Genomic DNA, 26,000 nt, shown 5'->3' with positions numbered 1-26,000 from the left:
GGGCAGCCTTTCCGGTGGCGTGGCGGATGCGGGGCGGGACGGGTCACAGCTCGATCCAGTCGGCGGCGAGGGCGACGACCCCGAGGACGGCCCCGGCGACCGAGACCGCGCAGATGACGCCCTCCTTGGGCGAGAAGAGCCGCCGGTTCTGCTCGCGGCGGGCCTTGACGAACAGGAACGTGGCGGGGGCGTAGACGATGAAGGAGACGAGGACGAACTTGAGCCCCGCCGCGTAGAGCAGGAAGGCCGTGTAGACGGTGGCGACGACGGCGACGACCAGTTCCCGGCGGGTGGTCCGGCCCGTCACCCTCTCCCGTTCCGGTCTCAGCGCGATCTTCACGGCGAACGCGGCGGCCAGCAGGAAGGGGATCAGGCTCAGTGCGCTGGTCAGGTCGAGGGCGAAGTTGAACGCGTCGTCGGAGAAGGCCGTGACGACCAGGACGATCTGGCTGAGGGCCGTGGTGAACAACAGAGCGGGGACGGGTACGTCGTCGCCGCTGGACCGGCCGAGGAAGCGCGGCATGTCGTCGTCCTTGGCGGCGACGAACAGCACCTCCGCGGCCATCAGCGTCCAGGCCAGATAGGCGCCGAGGACGGAGATGATCAGGCCGACGCTGACGAACGCCTTCCCCCAGGTGCCGACCGCCGCCTCCAGGACACCGGCCATGGAGGGCTGGCGGAGCTGGGCGATCTCGCTCATCGGCAGGATGCCGTACGACACGATGGTGACGGAGGCGAAGATCGCGAAGACGCTCAGGAACCCCAGGACGGTCGCCCGCCCCACGTCCTCGCGGCGCTTGGCGTGGCGGGAGTAGACGCTGGCGCCCTCCACACCGAGGAAGACGAAGACGGTCGCGAGCATCGTCCCGCGCACCTGGTTGAACAGCGACCCCGCGTAGTCCGCGCCACCGAAGTTGTCCGCGAACACGGACGGTTCGAAGAAGACGAGCGCGAGGATGATGAAGACGATGATCGGGACCAGCTTGGCGACGGTCACGATCCTGTTGATCGCCGTCGCCTCCTTCACCCCGCGGCGGATGAGGAGGAAGAAGCCCCACAGTCCGACGGAGGACAGGATGATCGCCAGGGCCGTGTCGCCGTCACCGAGGGCGGGTGCGATCGCACCGATCGTGGACATGATCAGCACCCAGTAGGTCACGTTGCCCACGCAGGCGCTCGCCCAGTACCCGAAGGCGGAGAAGAAGCCCAGGTACTCGCCGAAGCCCGCCTTGGCGTACGCGTAGACGCCGGCGTCCAGGTCGGGTCGCCGCACCGCGAGGGTCTGGAAGACGAAGGCGAGCATCAGCATGCCGACACCCGCCACCGCCCAGGCGATCAGCGCACCGGCGACGCCCGTCTCCTGGGCGAACCGCCGGGGAAGGGAGAAGACGCCGGCGCCCACCATGGATCCGACGACCATCGCCGTGAGCGTCAGCAGCGTCAGCTTGGCGGTCGGCGGGGACTCGCCCGGGGCGGTGTCGGCATGCTGGTCGGCATGGGTCATGGCGCACCTCGTGGCGCCGCGGGGGCCGCAGCCGGTCCGCCGTCGGCCTTGCGCCCACGGCGGACCGGCCGCCCTCATCGCGCCCATGGTCGAAGCTGACGGCAGGCGTCGGACCGGCCTGCCCGATGGATCAGAAATCTATGCCGGTGTGAACCCTTTGTCCCGTCGGGTGATCCGTCGGGATGGCCTGTCCCGGGTCGGCCGACCCGGCTTGGCGGTGCGGTGGTGCGGTGGTGCTGAGGAATTGCAGCGATCCGGTGGCGGGGCCAGGCTGAGAACCCGGAGCCGGAGCAGTGCAGCGATGGAGTAGCGGAGCAGCCAGCTATGGGCAATCTGGTCGTGGTCGGCGTGGACGGTTCGACGATGAGCCTCGCCGCGGTGGAAGCCGCCGCCGCGTCGGCGGTACGGCGCGGCGCGGAGCTGCGCGTGGTGCATGCCGAGGTGCCGATCAAACCCAGGCTCGCGGTGCCGGACCCGGCCTCCCGGACGCTGGTCCAGGAAGCCGTCTCCCACGCCCGCGCCGTGGAACCCGGGCTCGTGGTGAACGGAGCGGTGGTGACCGGCGACGTGGGGCACGTGCTGGAAGCCGAGTCGCGGTCCGCGGAGCTGATCGTCGTCGCCTCCCGGGGCACGGGAGGCCTCGCGAACCTGATGCTGGGGTCCACCCCGGTGTCCTTGGCCGCGCGCGGTCACTGCCCGGTGATGACGGTCCGGGAGCCGCACCGGGCGTCGGCCGGGGACGGGCCGGTCGTCCTGGGGATCGACGGCTCGCCGGACAGCGACGAGGCCGCCGACGTCGCCTTCGCCGAAGCCGCGCAGCGCCGGACGGAGCTCGTGGCCGTTCACGCGTGGCAGCCGGACGAGGCCGCACCGGGCACGGCCCGGGAGTCGGCGGAACGGCTGCTGGGCCAGGCGACCGCCGGCCGCGCCGACGCCTACCCGGACGTCACCGTCAGACGTGAGCCGGTGGACGCAGCAGCGCGTGACGCGCTGCTGCGGGCGAGCGAACGGGCCCAGCTGCTGGTGGTCGGGAGCCGAGGGCGCGGCGGCTTGGCCGGACTCCTCCTCGGATCGGTGAGCCAGGCGGTGATGACGCACGCGCACTGCCCCGTCGTCACCGTCCGCAGGACGGCCTGAGACCGTGGGCGCGGTACGGGCCCAGACGCGGCGGCCCGGCATCCACCACACGATGCGGGAGGGCCCGGACTCGTCGAGTCCGGGCCCTCCCGCACACCGGTCTCAGAGCATCGGGCCGCCGAACGGGCCGCCCAGTCCGTAGTACGTCCCCAGCTCACGGCGGTAGTCGGGATCGCCGAGGTGCTTCTCACGGTGGAACTCGGGAGCGTCCTTGACCTGCTCCCGCGTCTGTTCGACGAAGATCCTGCGGTCGTCCACGTCGATCCGGACCACGGCGGCGGCAGGCAGGAGGACCTCCTTGCCGAAGATCCAGACGCCGGTGTCCACGACCAGATAGGCGTCGTCGACCTCGTCGGAATGCTTGTCCACCTTGCCGATGCTGCCGTCGGTCGCCTCGACCTTGTAGCCGGTCAGATCGGTCCCGGCCAGATGGCCCGAGGTCGACTTGTAGTTCCAGACGTGCTCAGTCACGCGAAAACAACTCCTCCGGTAGACGAGGACGGCCCGCGGATCACGGCCGCCCTTCTCTTCCGTGTGCCTTTCACCACGGGATCGCCCCGCTTGAGCTCCGCCTGCCCCGGTCCCGGCGGACCATGCACGTCACCGGTCGCGGCGGTTGCCGTTCGCGTCGAGGGGCGACCACCACTGGTCGTAGTTGGTGGCCCCGTCGCCGAAGAAGCCGGCGCGGCCCTCGACGACGCGGCCGTCCTCCCAGCGGAACACCTGGACTCCGAGGGCGTCCAGGACGTCGAAGGGCGAGGTGCTGTCGGCGGGGGCGCCCGGGCGCCGGGCGTGGACCTTGACGACGTCCATCGACTCGTTGCCGCTGATCATGGACGTGACCAGTTCGACCTGGAAGTCGCCGCCGGCCGCGTCCGTCAACGCCCGCCGGAAGGCCAGCAGTTCGTCGATCCCCTCGTGCCAGCCGGCCTGGGCGTGGCGGCCGGGTACGGAGAAGCGGACGTGCTCCGACCAGTACTGGGAGGCCTCGTCCCGGTCGCAGGAGAGGAGGGCGATGTAGGCCTTCTCGACGAGGGCGGGGGTGATGTCGGTCATGGTGTGGGCTCCTGTACGTGGTGGGTGGTGCCGGGCCGGCCATCGAGCCAGTCGTGGACGGCTTGCGCGGTGGTCGCGGCGTGTTCCTCGAGCATCGAGAAGTGGTCGCCGGGGGTGTCCTGCGTCGTGGCGTCCGCGGCCCAGGAGGGCCGCGGTTCGGCCTCGGCGCCGGCCGGGGGCCTGGCCGCGCGCAGGAAGAGGGTGGGGGTGCCGGGCGAAGTGGAGGTGCCGGTGCCGGGCGACGTGGGGGACCAGTCCTCGAACACCCGCAGGTAGGCGCCCATCGCGGTGAGCGACGGGCCCTCGACCGTCGCCGGCTCCCCGTGCCTCGCGAACAGGCCGTCCGTGAGGGCGGCGGCGAGGGTGGGGGAGGTCTCGTGCTGCAGATAGGTGTCCAGCAGGACCAGGGAGTGCGGCGGCTGCCCCGTCCGGGCCAGACGGGCGGCCACGGCATGAGCGATCCAACCGCCCGACGAGTAGCCCAGCAACGCCACCCGCCCCTCGGCCGCGTACCGGCGCACCGCCGCCGTCTGCACCTCCACGACCGCCTCCCAGTCGGCCGGGAGCGGCTCGCCCGGCCGGAAGCCCGGCTGCGCCAGGGCCACCACCTCACGCCGCCCGCGCAACGCACCGGCGAAGCGAGCGAACTGGTGCGGTCCGGACAGCGCCACGACCGGGGGGAAGCAGAGCAGCGGCAGCCGGATTCCGTCGCCTGCGGCCAGGCGTACGGGCTCGGGCAGGTACGGCAGGTCGGCGGCGTGGGCGAACGACGGCAGGAAGCGGGAAGCGGTGCGGAGCAGTTCGATGCCCTCCAGGGTGCGTCCCGTGTCCCTCGCCCGGCGGAACAGCGCGCCGACGCCGTCCTCTGGGGAAGGGGAAGGGGTCCGAACGGGCTCGGGGGCCGGCGCCGGCGCGGGCCCCGCAAGGAGCGCGGGCTCCGCCTGCGGCGCGGACGACGCTGCGCCGCGCGCCAGTTCGTCCCGCAGGTGGGCGACGAGCGCCGGGAGCGTCGGGTGGTCGAAGGCCACCGTCGCCGCGAGGCGCAGGCCGGTCGCCCGGTCCAGCCGGTTGCGCAGTTCCACGGCCGTGAGGGAGTCCAGGCCCAGCTCGGGCAGCGACCTGTGCGCGTCCACCTCGTCCGGGGAGGGGAAGCCCAGGACGTTCGCCGTCTCGGTCCGTACGAGCTCCCGCAGCGCGCTCTCCCGGTCAGGCCCCGTCAGCGCGGTGGGTTCCTCGGACGGCGGAGTGCGGTCCTGTCGCCGTGGCCGGGCCAGGGCGCGCAGGGGGTGCGGCAGTGCCGGGTCGTCGGCGTGGGCCGCGAGTCGTCCCCGGGTGAGCGCGAGCGGAGCCAGTACCGGGTCCGGCGACTCCGAGGCGACGGCGGCGTCGAAGAGCGCGAGACCCTGCTCGGGGGTGAGCGCCTCCACTCCCGCGCGGGCGGTCCTGCGCCGTTCGGCGTCGCCCGCCATCCCGCCCGCCAGGGCCCACGGCCCCCAGGCCAGCGATACGCCCGGCAGGCCGTGCGCCCTGCGGTGGGCGGCCAGGGCGTCCAGGAAGGTGTTGGCCGCCGCGTAGTTGGCCTGCCCGGGCGCGCCGAGCAGGCCCGCGGCGGACGAGAACAGCACGAAGGCGGAGACCTTCCGCTCGCGCGTCAGCTCGTGCAGGTGCCAGGCCGACGCGGCCTTCGCACGCAGCACCCGTTCCAACCGCTCGGGCGTCAGGGAGGCGACGACCCCGTCGTCCAGGACACCCGCGCAGTGCACCACGCCGGTGACGGGGTACTCGGCGGGGACCGCGTCCAAGAGCGCGGACAGGGCTGCCCGGTCCCCCACGTCGCAGCCGGCGACGGTCGCCGTGGCGCCCTGCCGCGCCACCTCCGCGGCCAGCGCGGCGAAGCGCGGGTCGTCGGCCCGGCGCCCCACGAGCAGGACGCGGCGGACGCCGTGGACCGAGACCAGGTGGCGTGCGATCAGGCCGCCCAGCGCGCCTGCCGCTCCGGTGATCAGCACGGTGCCGTCGGGGCCGAACGGCGAAGCGGCGTCGCCGGGGTCGCTCGCGGAGGGCGCCAGGTGCGGTACCCGCGGCTGTCCGTCGCGGATCGCCACCCCGTCCACCCCCGCGGCCACGGCCGTCGGAAGAGCGCGCCAGGACGCGGCCGTGCCGTCGACGTCGACCACCGCGAACCGCCCCGGATGCTCCGCCGCGGCCGACCCCAGCAGACCCCACACGGGCGCCTGCGCCAGGTCGGGCCCGTCCTCCTCGTCGCCTCCGGTCGCCACCGCGCGCCGGGTCACCACCACGAGCCGCGAGGCCTTCCGCCGCTCGTCCGCCAGCCAGCCCCGCACGAGCTCCAGCGCCCGCAGGACCGGCCCGGGGGCCGGCGAGTCGCCGGACTCGGGGAACGTTACGAGGACGACGTCGGCGTCCACCGGTACGCGGGACAGGTCGGGCACCCGGGTGAGCGTCCCCAGGGTTTCGGCGAAGCCGTCCTCGTCGGCCGTCGGCGGGGCGGGGAGGTCGGGTCCGAGGACCACCCAGGTGGTGGGGTCGGCGATCCGCCCGTCGTCCGCCTCGGTCAGAGGCTGACGCAGGGGCAGCGGCAGCGGCTGATCCAGAGGCAGCGGCAGCGCCGGCCAGTCGAGGCGGAACAGCGACCCGGTGGCCCCCGGAGCCGGGCGCAGGGTCAGGGACGTCGCGGTGAGGACCGGGTATCCGGCGCGGTCGGTCAGGTGCAGGCCGAGCGCGCGGGACGGGCCCGACGGGCCTGACGCGGTCAACGGCGTGAGGCGGGCCCGGAGTTCCCGGGCGCCGGTGGTGTGGAGGCGTACGCCCTGCCAGGAGAAGGGGAGCGCCGCCGGGGCGGACGCCTCGTCCGTGGCCAGGCCCAGCACGTGCAGGGCGGCGTCCAGAAGGGCCGGATGGATACCGAACCGTCCGGGGGCTGTGTCCTCGGGCAGGACGATCTCGGCGAGCAGGTCCTCGCCGTCGCGCCACGCCGCCCGCAGGCCCCGGAAGGCGGGGCCGTACGCAAGGCCGGCCTCGGTCAAGCGCTCGTACGCACCGTCGAGTCCGAGGGGTGTGGCCGCCGCGGGCGGCCAGGGCGCGGTGACCGGGGCGGGCGTCCCGTCGGCGTCCGGGGCGAGGGTGCCGGTGGCATGGCGGCTCCAGTCCGCTCCCCCGGTCGCGGCGTACAGGGTGAAGGAGCGTGCTCCGCCCCCGTCCGGTTCCCCGACGGAAAGCCGCAACGGCACCGGGCCCGAGCCGTCCACCGGGAGCGGGCTCTCCAGGACGAGGTCGGCGACGACAGGGCAGCCGAGTTCGGCGCCCGCCCGCAGGGCGAGTTCCACGACGGCCGCGCCGGGCAGCAGCGCGGCGCCGGCGACCCTGTGCTGGTCCAGCCAGGGCAACGGACGCGGGTCCAGTTCGCCGGCGAACACGGTGCCCGCCAGGTCCGGCGCGGACACCCCGGGTGCCAGGACGGGATGGACCCGGGCGGGGGCCGTGGACTGCGGGGACTCGGTGGACGCTGTGGGCTCGGCGGGCAGCCAGTACCGGCGCCGCTGGAAGGCGTACGTCGGGAGGTCCACCGGACGGGCGCCGGAGTCGGCGAAGTACGCCGTCCAGTCCACCGGCGCTCCGCCGACGTGCGCCTCGGCCACGGCCGCCGCGAGCGCCCGGGGTTCCGGCGTCCCGGGCCGCAGCAAGGGGACCACGGCACGGTCGCGGTCGGTGAGGCTGTCACGGGCCGCCGCGGTCAGGACGGCGCCGGGTCCGATCTCGACGAACACGGTCGCACCGTCGGCCTCCAGGCGCGCGACGGCGTCCCTGAACCGCACCGGCTGCCTCGCCTGCCGTACCCAGTACGCGGGCGAGCACAGCTCCTCGGCGGTCGCGGGCCGCCCTGTCAGCGTGGAGACGACCGGCAGCGTGGGCGGGCGGAAGGCGGTCTCCTCCACTACGTGCCGGAAGGCGTCGAGCATGGCGTCCATGTGCGCCGAGTGGAAGGCCCGGTCGACCCGAAGTCGACGGATCCGCCGGCCCGACTCGGCGAGCCGGGCGGTCGCCGCCTCCACGGCGACGGCGTCGCCCGAGAGCACCACCGAGGCCGGGCCGTTGACCGCGGCGAGCGCCACCCCGTCCGTCAGCAGCGGGGCGACCTCCTCCTCGGTGGCCTGCACGGCCGTCATCGCCCCGTCGCCGGGCAGTTCCTGCATCAGGCGGCCCCGTGCCGCCACCAGTCTGGCGGCGTCCGCGAGGTCCAGCACGCCGGCCGCGTGCGCGGCGACGTACTCGCCGACCGAGTGCCCGGCCACGACGTCGGGCGTGAGCCCCCACGTGGCGAGGCGGCGCAGCAGCGCCCGCTCGATGGCGAAGAGCGCCGGCTGGGTGTACTCGGTCCGGTCCAGAAGCGAGGCGGTGGGGGTGCCCGGTTCGGCGAACAGGACGTCGCGCAGCGGGACTTCGAGGAAGGGCGCGAAGGCGGCGCAGGTCTCCTCCAGGGCTTCGGCGAAGACCGGCTCGGTGGCGGCCAGTTCGCGTCCCATGCCGGGGCGCTGGCTGCCCTGGCCGCTGAAGAGGAACGCGAGGGTGCCCTCACCGGCCCGCCCGGCGACCAGCTGCCCCGGGACGGTCGCGCCGGTGTCGGCGAACCGTTCCAGCGCGGCGGCCCGTTCCAGGAGGCCGCCGCCGGTCAGCACGGCCGCCCGGTGGCGCAGCGCGCCTCGGGTGGTGGCCAGGCTGAACGCGAGGTCGCGGTCCGTGACCTCGGACGGGGAGGAGGGGGACGGGGACGGGGCCACGGACGGAGGCGTCGAGGTCGACCTCCTGGCGTGCGCGGCCAGCCGGCGGGCCTGCGCGCGAAGCGCCTGCGGCGTCTCGGCCGACAGGAGCCACGGCTCGGCCTCGTCCTGGGTGTCCCCCGGACGTACGGGAGCGGCGAGGGCCGCGTCCGCGCCCGGCGACGTCACCGGCGCTGCGGCCTGGTCCGGGGCCTCGGCCGGGGCCGGGGCCTGTCCGGGGACGGGAAGGTCGGCGGGCACGTCCTCGGGTGCCTGCTCGATGATGACGTGGGCGTTGGTGCCGCTGATCCCGAAGGACGAGACCCCGGCCCGGCGCGGCGCCCCCGTGTCCGGCCAGATGGTCGGCTCCGTCAGCAGGCGTACGCCGTCGCCCGACCAGTCCACGTGCGGTGTGGGCTGGTCCACGTGGAGCGTGCGGGGCAGCGTTCCGTGGCGCATCGCCTGCACCATCTTGATCAGGCCGCCGACTCCCGCCGCGGCCTGGGCGTGCCCGATGTTCGACTTGAGCGAGCCGAGCCAGAGGGGCTGTCGGGCGGTGTGTTCGCTGGCGTACGTGGCCAGGAGGGCCTGCGCCTCGATCGGGTCGCCGAGGACGGTGCCGGTGCCGTGCGCCTCCACCGCGTCGACCTGTCCGGGGGTGAGGCCGGCGGCGGCGAGTGCCTGGCGGATCACCCGCTGCTGCGCGGGTCCGCTCGGCGCGGTGAGGCCGTTGCTGGCTCCGTCCTGGTTGACGGCGGATCCGCGGACGACGGCGAGGACGGGGTGTCCGAGGCGGCGGGCGTCGGAGAGGCGCTCGACGAGCAGGACGCCGACGCCCTCGGCCCAGCCGGTGCCGTCGGCCGAGGCGGCGAAGGACTTGCAGCGGCCGTCCGGGGCGAGGCCGCGCTGGCGGCTGAACTCGATGAAGGGGCCCGGCGTCGCCATGACGGTGACCCCTCCGGCCAGGGCCAGGGAGCACTCCCCCGCGCGCAGTGCCTGCGCGGCGAGGTGGAGGGCGACCAGGGAGGACGAACAGGCGGTGTCCACCGTGACCGCGGGGCCTTCCAGGCCGAGCGCGTAGGCGACCCGCCCCGAGGCGACGCTGCCCGCGGTGCCGGCGCCGAGATAGCCCTCGACCTCCTCCGGGGGCTGCTTCACCCAGGATCCGTAGTCGTGGTACATCACGCCGGTGAAGACGCCGGTGCCGGTGCCCCGGACCGTACGCGGGTCGATCCTGGCCCGCTCGATCGCCTCCCAGGACACCTCCAGGAGCAGGCGCTGCTGCGGGTCCATGGCCAGGGCCTCGCGCGGGCTGATGCCGAAGAAGCCCGCGTCGAACTCGGCCGCTGCGTCCAGGAATCCGCCCTGGCGCGTGCTGAACGTGCCCCGCCGGCGGCCCGCCGGGTCGGGGGCGGGATCGTACAGTCCGTCGATGTCCCAGCCCCGGTCGCGCGGCATCTCGGCGACGGCGTCGCGGCCGGACACCACCAGCTCCCACAGGTCCTCGGGCGAGGTCACCCCGCCCGGGTAGCGGCAGGCCATGCCGATGACGGCGATGGGCTCGTCCCGGTCCGACGCGGCGCGGTGGTGGGCGGGGGCAGGGGCGGGCGTGCCCGGCCGGCCGGCGGTCGTGGGCGGGCCGAACAGGCGCGGGCGCAGATGGGCGGCGAGTGCGCCGGGGGTCGGGTGGTCGAAGACCATGGTCGTGGGCAGGCGCAGGCCGGTGGCGGCCGTCAGCCGGTTGCGGAGCTCGATCGCGCCGAGCGAGTCGAAGCCGAGTTCGGCGAAGCTGCGGCCGTCCGCCATCTCCGCCGCGGCGGCGTGGCCCAGGACTGCCGCGGCCTCGCCCCGTACCAGCGCCGTCAGTTCGCGCAGCTGGTCGGCCTCGGGGAGGGCGGCGAGGCCCTGCACAGGTGCCGGCCCCTCGTGCCCGCGACCGTCCGCCGTCGCGGACCGGGAGCGGCGCCGGGCGGGCCGTACGAGATCGTGCAGCAGTGCCGGTACGGAGGCGGCGTCGGCAGCGGCCCTGCGCGGGTCCAGGTGGAGCGGGGCCGCCACCGGTACGCCGCTGGTGAGAGCGGCGTCGAAGAGCGCCAGGCCCTCCGCTGCCGGGATCGGGCGCATTCCGAGGCGGGCCATCCGCCGCCGGGTGGCGTCGTCGGCGTCGGCGACCATCCCGGACGCGCCCTCCCACAGGCCCCAGGCCAGGGAGAGCGCGGGCAGGCCGAGGCGGCGGCGGTGGACGGCGAGGGCGTCCAGGAAGCCGTTGGCCGCCGCGTAGTTGGCCTGGCCGGGTGCGCCCAGCAGACCGGCCGCGGAGGAGAACAGCACGAACGCGGCGAGGTCCAGGTCCCGGGTCAGCTCGTGGAGGTGCCAGGCGGCGTCGGCCTTGGGGGCCATCACCGCGCGTATCCGCTCCCGGTCGAGGAACTCCACGGTGCCGTCGTCGAGGACGCCCGCCGCATGGACCACGGCGGTCAGGGGGTGTTCTTGCGGGATGCCGGCGAGCAGGTCCGCGAGCGCCTGGCGGTCGGAGGCGTCGCAGGCGGCGACCGTCACCCTGGCGCCCAGTTCCTCCAGCCGGGAGGCGAGTTCGGCGGCGCCGGGGGCGGCCGGACCGCTGCGGCTGGTCAGCAGCAGTCCGCGCACGCCGTGCTCGACGACGAGGTGGTGTGCGAGGAGCGCGCCCAGGGCTCCGGTACCGCCGGTGATCAGCACGGTGCCGTCCGGGCCGAGACCGTGTCCCGCGCTGGAAGCCGGGTCCAGGTCGGACGCCAGGACCACGTCGGGGACCGGTACCGGCGCCAGGCGGGGGACGAGGAGGCGGCCCATGCGGAGCGCGAGGGCCGGTTCGTCCGTGGCGAGGAGCGCCGGCAGCTCGCGGGGCAGTGCTTCGGGGTCGTCCGTGTCCACGAGCACGATCCGTCCCGGGTGCTCCGACTGCGCCGAGCGCAGGATGCCCAGCGCGGCGGCGTGCGCCAGGTCCGTGACGTCCTCGTCGGGCGCCGCCGCCACGGCACCGCTGGTGACGGCGACCAGACGGGTGTCGGCGAGGTGGGGTGCGCCGAGCCAGGCCTGCACGCGCTCCAGGACGTACGCGGCGGCCTCGCTCGCGGCGTGCGCGGGGGTGGCAGCGGTGGGCGGGCCGAGCAGCGGGAGGAGCACGGTGTCGGGCGGGGTCGCGGTCGTCGCGCCCAGCGCCTCGTCGAGCGGTGCGGTCACGCCGTACGCCGCCGCGTCGGTCGGCACCGTGAACGGGGACCACAGCACGCGCAGGAGCGGTTCGCGGGTGGTCGTGGGTGCGCTCGTGGCGAGCTGCCCGGCCGGGCGCAGGGCCAGCGACGCGACGCTGAGCAGCGGCCGGCCCGCCGGGTCGGCGACCTCGACGGAGACCGCGCCGGCACCGGCCGGGGTGAAGCGCACGCGGGCCCGGCCGGCGCCGGTGGCGTGCAGGCGGACCCCGCGCCAGGCGAACGGCAGGAGGGGTCCGTCCGCCGTTTCCGGGAGCGCGCCCAGGGCCAGGGCGTGGAGGGCGGAGTCGAGCAGGGCGGGGTGCAGACCGAAGGCCTCGGCGGTCCGGTGCTGTTCGGCGTCCAGGGACACCTCGGCCGTCGTCTCGTCCTCGCGGCGCCAGGCGGCCCGCAGGCCCTGGAACGCGGGGCCGTAGCGCAGCCCTTCCGCGGCCAGTCGGTCGTACAGCCCGTTGAGGTCGAGCGCGGTCGCGGCGGCGGGCGGCCAGTCGCCGGACCAGGGCCGGCCGGACCGGGGCTCACCGGACCGGCCGGACCCGAGGCCTCCGCCCGTACGGTCACCGGAAGGGGACTCGCCGGCCGGACCGTCACCGACGCCGTCGGCCGGTTGCCCGGCGCCGGACAGCACGCCGGAGGCATGGCGTGCCCAGGCCCGGTCGGGCAGGTCGCTTTCCTCGCGCGCGTACACCTCGATCGCCCGGCGCCCGTCCCCGTCGGGGGTACCGACCCGGATCTGGAGGAGTACCGCACCGTCGGAGGGGATCACCAGCGGTGCGGTGAGGGTGAGTTCGTCCACGGTGTCGCAGTCGGCCTGCCGGGCGGCGCGCAGGGCGAGTTCGAGGAACGCGGTGCCGGGCAGGAGGACCCGGTCGCCGACGGCGTGGTCGGACAGCCACGGCTGGGTGCCCGGGGCGAGGCGCCCGGTGAGGAGCAGCTCCTCGGAGTCCGCCACGGTGACGCTCGCGCCCAGCAGCGGGTGATCGGGGAAGCCGAGCCCGGCCGCGGACACGTCCAGGCGGCGCCGGGCGGGCGCCTCCAGCCAGTGGCGGGTGCGCTGGAAGGCGTACGTGGGGAGCTCGACGCTCCGCGCACCGGTGCCCCGGAAGAGGGCGTGCCGGTCGACGGTGACGCCGCGGGCGTGGAGCCGGCCCGCGGCCGTCGTCGCGGCGAGCACCTCGTCGTGGTCGGCGTGCTGCGCGGACAGGGCCGCCGCGCCGGTGCCGTCGAGGCACGCCTCCGCCATGGGGGTGAGGGCGGCGGACGGGCCGAGCTCCAGGAAGGTGCGGACGCCCGCGCCCTCCAGGTGGCGTACGGCGTCCGCGAACAGGACGGGCCGGCGGGCGTTGCGTACCCAGTAGTCCGGGGTGCACAGCTCCTTCTCGTCCACCGGGCGGCCGGTGACGGTGGAGACGAAGCCGATGCGGGGCGGCCGGTAGTCCAGGCCTGTGGCCGCGTCCCGCAGCGCGTCGAGCATGGGCTCGACGCGGGCGGAGTGCGAGGCGTAACTGACGTCGATGCGGCGGGTCCTGCGGCCCTGACCGGCGAAGGCGGCGGCGAGCGTCGTGACCGGCTCCTCGTCGCCCGCCAGGACCACCGCGCCCGGGCTGTTCACGGCGGCGATCTCGACGCCGTCGGTCAGCAGGGGGCGGACTTCGTCCGCCGAGGCGGCGACCGCCACCATCGCCCCGCCGGGGGCGAGTTCCTGGGTGAGGCGTCCTCGCGCCGCGACCAGGGCCGCGGCGTCGGGCAGGGTGAGCACCCCGGCGACGTGGGCGGCGGCCAGTTCGCCGCCCGAGTGGCCGAGGACGTGGTCGGGTTCGACGCCCCAGGAGGCGAACAGCCGGTAGAGCGCCACCTCGATCGCGAACAGCGCGGGCTGGGCGTACGCCTGCCCCGCGAGCAGGCGGTCCGCATGCTCCGCACCGGGGCCGCCGCCCCTGCCCTCGCCCAGGACGAGGGGGCGCAGCGGATGCGGCAGGTGCCGGTCCAGCTCGGCGCAGACGGCGTCGAACGCCTCCGCGAAGGCGGGGAACGCGGCGTACAGGTCGCGGCCCATGCCGGGACGGCCGCTGCCGCCGCCGGTGAACATCATCGCCAGGGGGCCCGGAGAGGTGCGCTCGTGCCGCAGCGCGGTGGTGGGGCGGCCGGACGCGAAGGCCTCCAGGTCCCGCAGGAGTTCCTCCCGGTCGCGGCCGGCCAGGACCGCGCGGTGCTCCAGGGCGGTCCTGGTGGTGAGCAGGGAGTACCCGACGTCGACGGGACGGTGGCCCGGGTGGCGGCGCAGGTGCTCGGAGAGCTTCCCGGCCTGGGCGCGCAGGGCCTGCTCCGTGACGGCCGACAGCGCCCAGAGCGTGGCCGGGCCGGGGGACGCGGCGGGCGCACCGGCGGCGTCGGCGGCGGCAGCTTCGGCGGAGGCGGGGACGTCAGCCGCTTCCGCAGCCGCCGCCTCCCGATCCGCCGTTCGGGAAGCCTCCGCGGGCGGCGTCGTGCGGGCGGACGCCGCACCCTCCGGTACGCCGTCGGCGGCCGGGGGCTCCTCGACCACGACGTGGGCGTTGGTGCCGCTGAACCCGAACGAGGACACCCCCGCCCTGCGCGGGGCCTCCCCCCGGGGCCAAGGGCGGGCCTGCGTGAGGAGTTCGACCGCCCCGGACGCCCAGTCCACGTGCGGATTGGGCGCGTCCACGTGGAGCGTCCTCGGCAGCTCCTCCTCCCTGAGGGCGAGGATCATCTTCATCACGCCGCCCACGCCCGCGGCGGCCTGCGTGTGGCCGATGTTCGACTTCAGGGAACCCAGCCACAGGGGCCGGTCCTCGGGGCGTCCCGCGCCGTAGGTGGCGAGGAGCGCCTGCGCCTCGATCGGGTCGCCCAGCTTCGTGCCCGTGCCGTGCGCCTCCACCGCCGTCACATCGCCCGCGGCGAGACCCGCGTCGGCGAGCGCCTGCCGGATCACCCGCTGCTGCGCGGGTCCGTTGGGCGCGGTGAGGCCGTTGCTCGCCCCGTCCGAGTTCACGGCCGTGCCGCGGATCACGGCGAGCACCCGGTGCCCGAGACGGCGGGCGTCCGACAGTCGCTCCACCAGGAGCATGCCGGCGCCCTCCGCCCAGCCCGTCCCGTCGGCGGTGGCCGAGAAGGACTTGCAGCGGCCGTCCGAGGCCAGGCCCTCCTGGCGGCTGAAGTCGACGAACGGCAGCGGCGAGGCCATGACCGTCGCGCCGCCCGCCAGGGCGAGGGAGCACTCGCCGCGGCGCAGCGCGGTGACGGCGAGGTGGAGGGCGACGAGGGAGGAGGAGCAGGCCGTGTCCACGGTGACGGCCGGTCCCTCCAGGCCGAAGGTGTAGGCGACGCGTCCGGAGGCGATGCTGCCGGAGGTCCCGGTGCCGAGGTAGCCCATGACCTCCTCGGGGAGCTCGGGCAGCCGGGCGGCGTAGTCGTGGTACATGATCCCCGCGTACACGCCGGTCTTGCTGCCGCGCAGGGTCGCCGGGTCGATGCCCGCGTGCTCGAACGCCTCCCACGCGGTCTCCAGAAGCAGCCGCTGCTGGGGGTCCATGGCGGTCGCCTCGCGCGGACCGATGCCGAAGGGAGCGGGGTCGAAGTCGGCGACGTCGTAGAGGAATCCGCCGGCGTGGGCGTCGCTCGTGCCCGCGGCGTCGGCATCGGGGCCGTGCAGGGCCTCCAGGTCCCAGCCGCGGTCGGTGGGGAACGCGGACACCGCGTCGCGACCCTGCGACACGAGCCGCCACAGGTCCTCGGGGGTGCGGACACCGCCGGGGTAGCGGCAGGCCATGCCGACGACGGCGATGGGCTCGCGGGCCGCGTCCTGGGTGTCGCGCAGGCGTTTGCGGGTCTGGCGGAGTTCGGCCGTCAGCCGCTTGAGCGAGTCCAGGACCTTGTCGGAGCCAGGAGCCGTGCCGGGCGTAGCGGTCGTACCGGTGGTAGCGGTGGTAGCGGTCGTGCCCGGATGGCCCGGATTGCTCGCAGCGCTCGCAGTGTTGCTACTCCCGGCTGTGCCCGTGGTGCCCGTGATGCCTGTGGTGCCCGTGGTGCCCGTGGTGCCCGTCATCAGGCGTCCCCCAGTTCCTCGTCGATGATGGCGAGCAGTTGGTCGATGTCGGCGGAGTCGAGCGCGTCGTCGTCCAGGGCGTCGTGGTCGTCGACGCCGTTCCGTACGGTCGGGTCGGCCGGGTCCGTCGAGGCGTCCGCCCGGGCGGTGGCCTGGTCCCAGGCCGCGAGCAGGGCCTTGAGCCGCAGCCGGACCGGTTCGGCGGCTCCGGGGTCCGCGGCGAGCTCGGGCAGCGCGTCCCGGAGACGGTCGAGGTCGGCGAGTGCGGTGTCGGCGGCCCCGGGGCCGGCCGGGACGAGTTCGTCCGTGAGCCACGCGGCGAGGGCCACGGGGGTGGGGTGGTCGAAGACCGCCGTGACCGGCAGCCGGACCCCGGTCGCCGTCTCCAGCCGGCCCCGGATCTCGACGGCGCCGAGGGAGTCGAGTCCCGACTCGGTGAAGGGCCGGTCCGCCGCGACGGCCCTCGGTGTGCTGTGGCCGAGGACCAGGGCGGCCTGGGTGAGCACCAGGTCGAGCAGCAGGGCCGCGCGCCCGGCGTCGTCCAGCGCTCGCAGCCGCTCCGCGAGCGCGGGCCCCTCGGCGTCCGCCCGGCCGGTCGGCGCTGCCGCCGCGCCGGGCGCGGTGCCGGTGGCCGGCCCGCGCAGGGGGCGCACCAGGGCGCCGAGGACGGCGGGGAAGGCGGCTTCGGCCCGGCGTGCCCTGAGCGCGGGCACGTCGAAGCGGGCCGCGACGAGCTCGGGTTCGGGCCGGCTCAGGGCCCGGTCGAGGAGGGCGAGTCCGGCGTCCGGCGAGATCGCCCCGAAGCCCGCCCGGACGATCCGGTTCCGCTCGGCCTCGGTGAGTCCGCCCGCCATTCCGCGTCCCGCCTGCTCCCACAGGCCCCAGGCGATCGAGGTCGCGGGCAGGCCCTCGGCCGCCCGCCACCGGGCGAGTCCGTCGAGGAAGCCGTTGGCGGCGGCGTAGGCGGCCTGCCCGGCGGAGCCGAGGACGGCAGACGCGGAGGAGAACAGGACGAAGGCGGCGAGGCCGCGGTCCTTCGTCAGCTCGTGCAGGTGCAGGGCGGCGGCGGCCTTGGGGGCCATGACGCGCGCCAGGCGTTCCGGGGTGAGGGCGGCGATCACGCCGTCGTCGAGGACGCCGGCGGCGTGCACCACCGCCGTCAGCGGCCGCTCTGCCGGTACGGCCGCGAGCAACGCGGTCAGCGCCTCGCGGTCCGCCACGTCGCAGGCCGCCAGCGTCACCTCCGCGCCCGCCGCGCGCAGTTCGGCGACGAGCTCGGCGGCCCCTTCGGCGTCGGGCCCTCGACGGCTCGCGAGCAGGAGCGCCCGGACGCCGTGCGCCGTGACGAGGTGGCGGGCGACGAGCGCGCCGAGGTCCCCCGTACCGCCGGTGACGAGCACCGTGCCCTCGGGGTCCAGGGCGGGCCGGAGCTCGCTCGCCGGGCCGTCACCGGAGCGGACGGCGTCCACTCCGGCGACAGGCGCGTCAGCGGGTCCGCGCACCGGCTCGTCGGCCAGGGCCAGGCGCGGTACGGACAGGCGGTCCGCACGCAGGGCGAACTGCACGTGGCCCGAGGCGAGAGCGGCCGGCAGGGCCGCCCAGGTCGCGTCGGCGCCGTCCACGTCCGCCACGACGACCCGCCCGGGGTACTCGGCCTGGGCGGCGCGGGCCAGGCCCCAGACCGCCGAGCCGGCCGGGCTGTCCACGCGCTCGTCGGGGGCGCAGGCGATCGCCCCGGTGGTGAGCAGCACCAACTGTCCGTGGGCGGAGCGTTCCTCGTCGGCGAGCCAGGACCGTACCGCTTCGAGCGCCCTCGCCGCGGCGGCCGTGAACCGTGCCGGGTCGGCGTCGTCCGGGGCCGTGACCGGTACGAGGGTGAAGGCGGCCGCTCGGTCGGCCGGAGCGGCGGGCAGGGGGCCGAGCGGTTCGGGCGGCGGGCCCTCGCCGAGCCAGGTCAGCGTGGGTGGTTCGGCCGGCCCGGGCAGGTCCTGCGGCAGCCAGTCGACGCGGTAGAGGGCGCCGGTCCGCCGGGGGCCCGCCCCGCCGATCTGCTGGGCGGACGCCCGGCGTGCGGTGAGGCGTTCGACCGCGAGCACCGGGTCGCCGTGGGCGTCGGCGATCTCCATCGTCACGGTGGACTCGCCGGCCGGTGCGATCCGGACCCGGAGCCGCGTGGACTCGGCGGCGTGCAGGTGGACGCCCGCCCAGGAGAACGGCACGGCCGCCCCCGACCCGGAACCCAGGCCGTCCATGGCGGCCAGGTGCTGCGCCGCGTCCCACAGCGCCGGGTGCAAGGCGAAGGTCCCGGGGTCGGCGTCGTCCGGAAGGGCCACCTCCGCGTACAGCACGTCGCCGTCCCGCCACGCCGCCCGTACGCCCCGGAACAGCGGGCCGTAGCGTACGCCTTGGGCGGCGAAGTCCTCGTACAGGCCATCCACCGGCACGGGTTCGGCGCCGGTCGGCGGCCAGTCGCGCAGGGCGTGCGCCGCGGGCGCCGGCACGGACGGGGAGTCGGCGGCGAGCGTGCCGCTCGCATGCAGGGTCCACTCCCCCGCGTCGGCCGCGGCGTCATCGGCCGGGCGGCGGGCGTAGATGTGGAGCGGCCGCGCGCCTGAGCCGTCCGGGTCCGGCTCGCCGAGCAGCACTTGCAGGGCGACGACACCGACGGAGGTGTCGGTGGTGTCGGTGGTGTCGGTGGTGTCGGTGGCGTCGTGGGGATCGGTGCCGTCGGTGATGTCGGCGGAGGCCAGCAGCAGTGGTGCGTGGAGGGTGAGTTCGCGTACCGCCGGGAGGGCGACGGCCGCCCCGGCCCGTACGGCGAGTTCCACCCACAGCGTGCCGGGCACCACCGTGGCGCCGAAGATCTCGTGCTCGGCCAGCCAGGGCAGCGCGGACGTCGCCACCCGGCCCGTGGCCAGCCACCGGTCCCCGTCGGCGAGCCGTACGAACGGGTCCAGGACCGGGTGTCCGGTGTCCTGCGCACCGGTCGGGAAGGCACCCGGTGCGCCGCGTCCGGCGAGGTCCCGGCGCGGCCAGTAGCGGCTGCGCTGGAAGGCGTACGTGGGGAGGTCGACGACCCGGGCACCGCGCCCGCCGAGGACGGCGCGCCAGTCCACCGGGACGCCGTGCGCGTGCAGCAGGCCGGCGGCGTGGAGCAGCGAGGCCTCCTGGGGGCGGTCCTTGCGCTGGGCCGCGACGACGACCGCGCCCTGGCCGCCGTCCAGGCAGTCGGCGGTGGCGGACGCGAGCCCGCCGAGCGGCCCCACCTCGACGTACGCGGTCGCGCCGGCCTCGTCGAGGGCGCGGACCGCGTCGTGGAACCGTACGGTGCCCCGGACATGGCGGACCCAGTGTTCGGGCGAGCACAGCTCCTCGTCGCTCGCCGGGCGACCGGTGAGCGTGGAGACGACCGGGATGCGCGGCGGGTGGTAGGTCAGCCGTTCGGCGACGCGCGCGAACGCGTCCAGCATCGGGTCCATCAGCGGGGAGTGGAAGGCGTGGCTCACCCGGAGCCAGGACACGCGGTGGCCCCGGTCCGCGAGCTGGGCGACCAGGGGCGCCACCGCGTCGCGTGCGCCGGACAGGACGGTGGAGCGGGGGCCGTTGACGGCCGCGATCCCGACCAGGTCGGTGCCGCCCTCGCCGCCCGCCCCGGCCTTGGCCTGTGCTTCGCCGAGCAGGGCGGTGACCTCGGCCGGGTCGGCACCGACGGCGGCCATGGCGCCGCCCTCGGGCAGTGCCTGCATCAGTCGGCCCCGGGCGGCGACGAGTTCGGCGGCGTCGGAGAGGGAGAGCACCCCCGCCACGTGGGCGGCCGCGATCTCGCCGACCGAGTGGCCGGCGAGGAGTTGGGGTACGAGCCCCCAGGACTCCAGGAGCCGGAACAGCGCCACCTCGAAGGCGAACAGGGCGGGCTGGGCGTACTCGGTGCGGTCGATCCGGGCCTGCCGGTCCTCCGGACCCCCGGCGGCATCCGCCTCGTTCGTCTCATCGGCGAAGACGACGTCCCGCAGCGGACGCGCGAGGTGCGGGTCGAGCGCGGTGCACGCCGCGTCGAAGGCGGCGGCGAAGGCGGGGTGGGCGGCGTACAGGTCCCGGCCCATGTCGACGGTCTGGCTGCCCTGCCCGGCGAAGACGAAGGCCAGGCGTTGCCCTTCGCGCGCCTCGGCACGCACGACCCCGGGCGTCTCGCGGCCCTCGGCCAGCGCGGTGAGCGCGGCCAGGTCGGCTGCCGGGTCCTCGGCCGTGACGACCGCGCGGTGGCGGAGGGCGGCGCGGGTGGTGGCGAGGGACCAGCCGACGTCCAGGGGGCGGGGCTCGGGTCGGGCGTCGCTCAGTCGGGCGACGAGTGAACGGGCCTGGGCCCGCAGGGCTTCCGGGGTCCGGCCGGACAGCACCCACGGGACGGGGCGGGCGTCGGAGCGGGCGGTCCCGGACGCCGACTCCGGCACGGCGGTTCCGGACGCCGACTCCGGCACGGCGGTCTCGGGCGGCGACTCCCGCACGGCGGTCTCGGGCGGCGACTCCCGCACGGCGGTCTGCGGCGCTGACACCCCCACGGCGGTCCCGGGCACCGACTCCGGCACGGCGGTCCTGGGCACCGACTCCCGCACGGCGGTCCCGGGCCCCGACGTCCCCGCACCGCGCTCCGTCGGCGGTTCCTCGATCACGACGTGGGCGTTGGTGCCGCTGATGCCGAACGAGGACACGCCGGCCCGGCGCGGGGCTTCGCCCCGGGGCCAGGGGCGGGCCTCCGTGAGCAGCTCGACCGCTCCGGACGCCCAGTCCACGTGCGGGTTCGGCTCGGTCAGGTGCAGGGTCTTCGGGAGCCGCTCGTGCCGCATCGCCTCGACCAGTTTGATGATGCCTGCGACGCCGGAGGCGGCCTGGGTGTGACCGATGTTCGACTTCACGGAGCCCAGCCACAGGGGCTGGTCCCCGGGGCGCTCGGCCCCGTAGGTCGCGAGCAGGGCCTGGGCCTCGATCGGGTCGCCGAGTTTCGTGCCGGTGCCGTGCGCCTCCACGGCGTCGACCTGTCCGGGTGTCAGCCCGGCGTCGGCCAGGGCGCGCCGGATCACCCGCTCCTGGGCGGGGCCGTTGGGTGCGGTGAGGCCGTTGCTGGCACCGTCGGAGTTGACGGCGGAGCCCCGGACCACGGCGAGCACCCGGTGCCCGAGACGGCGGGCGTCCGACAGGCGCTCGACGAGGAGCACCCCGACGCCCTCGCTCCAGCTCGTACCGTCCGCGTCGGCCGAGAAGGACCGGGCCCGGCCGCCGGGCGACAGCACCTTCTGCCGGTTGAACTCGGTGAACAGCAGCGGGCTGGCCATGAGGGTGGCGCCGCCGACCAGGGCGAGCGAGCACTCGCCCCGGCGCAGCGCCTGCGCCGCCCAGTGCAGGGCGACGAGCGAGGAGGAGCAGGCGGTGTCCAGGGTGACGGCCGGACCGTCGAAGCCGAAGGCGTACGCGAGGCGCCCGGCGAGGACGCTCGCCGCGTTGCCGGTCCCGACGTACCCCTCCAGGTCGTCCTTCCCGGTGGCCAGCACCCTCGGGTAGTCCTGGCCGTTGGTGCCGACGAAGACGCCCACGGACGCACCGGCGGCCGACTCCGGGTCGATGCCGCCGCGTTCGAACGCCTCCCAGGTCGTCTCCAGGAGCAGGCGCTGCTGCGGGTCCATGGCGAGGGCCTCGCGCGGCGAGATCCCGAAGAAGCCCGCGTCGAAGTCGGCGACGCCGTCGACGAACCCGCCGTACCGCGCGTACGTGGTGCCGGGGCGGTCGGGGTCGGGGTGGAACAGCTCGGCGAGGTTCCAGCCTCGGTCGCGGGGGAACTCCTCGATGACGTCGGCACCGGTGTCGAGTACGCGCCAGAGCTCCTCGGGAGAGCTGACTCCTCCGGGGAAGCGGCAGCTCATCCCGACGATCACGATGGGGTCGGCGGCGACGGACGCGTCAGGTGTCTCGGACGAGTCGCCGGTGGCCGGGGAGGTGAGTGCCGGGAGCGAGGCGGGCGGCTGCTCCCCGGCCCCGAGCGTCAGGAGGTGGTCGGCGACGGCTCCCGGCGTCGGGTGGTCGAAGACGAGCGTGGCCGGGAGGCGCAGTCCGGTCGCCATGCCGAGCCGGTTCCTCAGCTGGACGGCGGTGAGCGAGTCGAGCCCGAGGTCCTGGAAGCGCGCGTCGGAGCCGATCGCGTCGGCGTCCGCGTGGCCGAGCACCGCCGCGGCCTCCGCGCGGACGAGGCGGACCAGATGGGGGCGGCGGTCGGCGGCCGCGAGCTCGCGCAGCGCCGTGCCCGCCGGGGCGGGCTGCGGCGTGGCGGCCCGCGCGGGCGCGGCGGCGGGCGGGGCGAGCAGGACCGCCTGTCCGGTGTGGCGGGCCGCGGCCAGGTGGTCCAGGGCCTCGGCCGCCCGCTCCGTCGGCCAGCCCGGGACGTCCGGCGGGGGCAGCGTGCCGTCGGCGAACAGCGGCGCGAGCTCGGCGAGGGCCGACCGGACGCGGTCGGGTCCGGCCTCGGCCAGGTCGGCCACGAGGTACCGCACGCCGGGGTGGTCCGCGGCGATCCGGGCGGCCTCGCGGCGCTCGGTGCGGCCGGTCTCCACGAAGCGCCCGCCCCGCGGCAGCATCCGCAGGCCCGCGTCGAGGTGCTCGCCCGTCAGGCAGTTGACCACGACGTCCGCGCCTCGCCCGTCGGTCGCGTCGAGGAGCGTTCCGACGAAGGCGGGCGTGGTGGAGGACGCGATGCCGTCCTCGGGCAGTCCGAGCGCCAGCAGGGCCGCCCTCGCGCCGGGGGTGTCGGTGGCGAGGACCCGGGCCCCGTGGTGGAGGGCGAGCCGCGCCGCGGCGAGGCCGGTGCCGCCGCTTGCCGCGTGGACCAGGACCGTGTCGCCCGGGGCGAGCGCACCGAGCCCGAACAGGGCGTGGTGGGCGGTCAGATGGGCGAGCGGGGCGGCCGCGGCCTGGGCGAAGGTCCAGCCCGTGGGCATCGGGGCGGCGAAGCGGTGGTCGGTGACCGCGACGGGCCCGGCGGCGCCTTCGGGGAAGAGGCCCATGACCCGGTCGCCGGGGGCGAGTTCGGTGACTTCGGACCCGGTCTCCAGCACCACTCCGGCCGCCTCGGCCCCGAGTCCTCCGCCCGCCGCGCCCGCCGCTCCGTTCGCACCGTCCGCGCCGGCCGGACGGCCCGGACCGTCCGCGCCGAAGGCCGCGAGGCCGAGCCCCGTCAGCACGTCGCCGAAGTGCAGACCCGTGGCCTTCACCCCGACCCGTATCTCGTACGGGGCGAGAGCGCGCCGGACGTCCGGCGCGGACACGGGGGCGAGGCTGGCCAGGTTGCCGGGTTCCGTGACGGCGAGGCGCCACGCCTCCGTGTCCGCGCCCGGGACACCGGCGGCGACGGGGGCGGGGGCGGGGGAGGGCGCGTCGTCGCCGGGCAGCCAGACGCGGGTGCGCTGGAAGGCGTACGTGGGGAGCTCGACCGGGCGGGCCGGGCCGAAGTACCGGTCGGCGTCCAGTCGTGCGCCGGCGGCCACCGCCTCGGCGACCGCACCGGCGAACCGGCGCGCGGTGGCGTCGTCGCGGTGGAGCGAGCCCACGACCGCGATGTCGGCACCGGCGTCCTCGGCGGTCTCGTACAGGGCCTGGGTGAGGACGGGGTGGGGGCTGCACTCGACGAAGAGGTCGAAGCCGTCCTCCAGCATGCTGCGGGTGGCTTCCTCGAACCGCACGGGCTCGCGCAGGCTCCGGTACCAGAACGCGGCGTCCTGGGTGGCGGGTTCGACGGGTGCGCCGGTGGCCGCGGAGTACACGGGCAGTCGGGCCGCGCGCGGCACCACGGGCGCGAGGGCGGCGGAGAGCTCCTCCCGTACCGCCTCGACCTCCGGCGAGTGGGCGGCGTAGTCGATGGAGAGGCGCCGGGCCCGGACCCCCGCCGCCTCGCACCGGGCGTGCAGCGCGTCCAGGTCGGCCGGGGTTCCGGAGACGACGACGGAACGCGGGCCGTTGACCACTGCGACCGCCAAGGTGGCGTGCGTCGCGGGGAGTTCGGCGAGCAGGGCGCGCACGCCGGTGGCGGAGGCGGCGACCGAGAGCAGTCCGCCGCTGCCGGTGACGGCGGCGAGGGCCTGGGCGCGCCGGGCCACCACGCGCGCCGCGTCCGACAGCGTCAGCGCCCCGCTGACGGCGGCTGCGGCGATCTCGCCCTGGGAGTGTCCGACGACCCCGGAGATCTCGATGCCGCAGGACTCCCACAGGGCCGCCAGGGAGACCATCACGGCCCACAGCACGGGCTGGGCGACGTCGACGCGGTCCGCCGCCGGGGCGTCGGGCGCACCCCGCAGGACGTCGGTCAGCGACCAGTCCGTGAAGGGGCGCAGGGCCTGCGCGCACTCGTCGATCCGCCGGGCGAACACGGGTGAGGAGTCGAGCAGTCCGCCGGCCAGGCGGCCGGACCAGCCGGCCCCGGCGCCGGGGAAGACGAGGGCGGCCCGGCCGCTGCCCGCGAGCGCCCGCGCGGCTCCGGGGGCGGGAGCGCCGGCCGCGAGCGCGTCGACGGCGGCCAGGAGTTCCTCCCGGTCGCCGCCGACGGCCGTGGCACGGTACGGGAAGGGGGTACGGGTCCGGGTGAGCGACCAGCCGATGTCCTCGGGTGTTGGTTCCGGGTGGGCGCGGACGTGCCCGGCGAGCCGTTCGGCCTGGGCCTGGAGGGCTTCGGCGGTCCGGGCGGACAGCGTCCACAGGGGCGGGAGTCCGGTTGCCGACGGGCCGCTGCTCTGCGGGTCCGCCGTACCGGTACGTGTGCCGGCACCAGGTTCCGCCTCCGGCGCGGGCTCGGGCGTGGTCGCGGGGGCCTCTTCGAGGACGACGTGTGCGTTGGTGCCGCTGATCCCGAACGCGGAGACGCCGGCGCGGCGGGGCGTGCCGGCGGGGGCGGACCAGGGGCGCGCCTCGGTGAGCAGGGCGAGCGGGCCCGCGGCCCAGTCGACGTGGGGGGTGGGGTCGTCGGCGTGCAGGGTCCGGGGCAGCACGCCGTGGCGCATCGCCATGATGGTCTTGATCACGCCGGCGACTCCGGCGGCGGCCTGGGTGTGGCCGATGTTCGACTTCAGCGAGCCGAGCCAGAGCGGCCGTCCGGCCGGCCGGTCGCGCCCGTACGCCTCGGTCAGCGCCTGGGCCTCGATGGGGTCGCCGAGGGTGGTGCCGGTGCCGTGCGCCTCGACGGCGTCGACCTCGGCGGGCAGAAGGCCCGCGTTGTCCAGCGCGCGGGCGATGACGGCCTGCTGGGCGGGTCCGTTGGGGGCGGTGAGCGCGCCGCTGGCGCCGTCCTGGTTGACGGCGCTGCCCCGGACGACGGCCAGGACGGGGTGCCCGTTGGCGCGGGCGACGGAGAGGCGTTCGAGGAGGAGCAACCCGGCGCCCTCGGCCCAGCCGGTGCCGTCGGCGCCCGCGCCGAACGCCTTGCAGCGCCCGTCGGGCGCGAGGCCGCGCTGCCTGCTGAACCCGACGAAGGTGGCCGGGGTGGCCATCAGCGACACCCCGCCGGCCAGGGCGAGGTCGCAGTCGCCCTGGCGCAGCGCCTGGGCGGCGAGGTGCACGGCGACGAGGGACGAGGAGCAGGCCGTGTCGAGCGTGACGGCCGGACCTTCCAGGCCGAAGGTGTACGCGACGCGGCCGGAGGCGACGCTGCCCGCGCTGCCGGTGCCGAGGTAGCCCTCGGTCTCCTCGTCGGGCTGCCGCACGCGGCTGCCGTAGTCCTGGTACATCACTCCGGCGAACACCCCGGTGCGACTGCCGCGCATCCGCTCGGCGGGGATCCCCGCCCGCTCGAACGCCTCCCAGGCCACCTCCAGGAGCAGCCGCTGCTGGGGGTCCATGGCGACGGCCTCGCGCGGGCTGATGCCGAAGAACGCGGGGTCGAAGTCCGCGTAGCCGTCGACGAACCCGCCGTGGCGCGTGTACGAGGTCCCCGGGTGGTCCGGGTCGGGGTCGTACAGCCCGTCGAGGTCCCAGCCGCGGTCGGTGGGGAAGCCGGTCACGGCGTCGGTGCCGTCGGCGACCAGCCGCCACAGCTCCTCGGGCGACCGGACACCGCCGGGCAGGCGGCAGCTCATCGCCACGACGGCGATCGGCTCCTGGGCGGCCGTCTCGGCCTCGTCGAGTCTGCGGCGGGTCTCCTGCAGGTCCGCGGTCATCCATCGCAGGTACTCGACGAG

Annotated in this window: 5 protein-coding genes and 1 pseudogene; 1 reads left to right on the top strand and 5 read right to left on the bottom strand. The window is 76.1% G+C overall.

Going from position 1 to position 26,000, the window contains the following annotated elements; genetic code table 11:
- Positions 1 to 43 precede the first annotated feature (43 nt).
- The gene (locus OG309_RS36145) at positions 44 to 1,504 is read right to left on the bottom strand and encodes a basic amino acid/polyamine antiporter (protein WP_329427554.1); all 1,461 of its coding nucleotides are present in this window, start codon (positions 1,502 to 1,504) and stop codon (positions 44 to 46) included.
- Positions 1,505 to 1,828: 324 nt separating this feature from the next.
- Between OG309_RS36145 and OG309_RS36140 the strand changes: the two genes are divergently transcribed.
- Positions 1,829 to 2,641: a universal stress protein gene (locus OG309_RS36140; protein WP_329427552.1), complete on the top strand. Its 813-nt coding sequence runs from the start codon at positions 1,829 to 1,831 to the stop codon at positions 2,639 to 2,641.
- A 102-nt stretch (positions 2,642 to 2,743) separates the two neighbouring features.
- On the opposite strand, the gene OG309_RS36135 is transcribed toward OG309_RS36140, so the two are convergent.
- From OG309_RS36135 to OG309_RS36120, 4 genes and pseudogenes are all read right to left on the bottom strand, one after another.
- Positions 2,744 to 3,112, bottom strand: coding sequence for a PRC-barrel domain-containing protein (locus OG309_RS36135; RefSeq protein WP_329427550.1), 369 nt, complete (start codon positions 3,110 to 3,112; stop codon positions 2,744 to 2,746).
- Between the two features lie 129 nt (positions 3,113 to 3,241).
- On the bottom strand, positions 3,242 to 3,697 hold the full coding sequence (locus OG309_RS36130) for a nuclear transport factor 2 family protein (protein WP_329427548.1): 456 nt from the start codon (positions 3,695 to 3,697) through the stop codon (positions 3,242 to 3,244).
- Positions 3,694 to 15,792, bottom strand: a complete 12,099-nt coding sequence (locus OG309_RS36125; RefSeq protein WP_329427545.1) for a type I polyketide synthase — start codon at positions 15,790 to 15,792, stop codon at positions 3,694 to 3,696. The genes OG309_RS36130 and OG309_RS36125 overlap by 4 nt, the downstream gene beginning before the upstream one ends.
- Positions 15,792 to 25,976: pseudogene (locus OG309_RS36120) on the bottom strand (type I polyketide synthase); the annotation flags it as partial. The pseudogene OG309_RS36120 and the gene OG309_RS36125, both read right to left, overlap by 1 nt.
- Positions 25,977 to 26,000 lie beyond the last annotated feature (24 nt).

Source organism: Streptomyces sp. NBC_01268 (assembly GCF_036240795.1).
Lineage (GTDB): Bacteria > Actinomycetota > Actinomycetes > Streptomycetales > Streptomycetaceae > Streptomyces.
The sequence above is the reverse complement of the archived record's forward strand: the minus strand, read 5'-3'. Positions and strand labels throughout refer to the sequence as shown.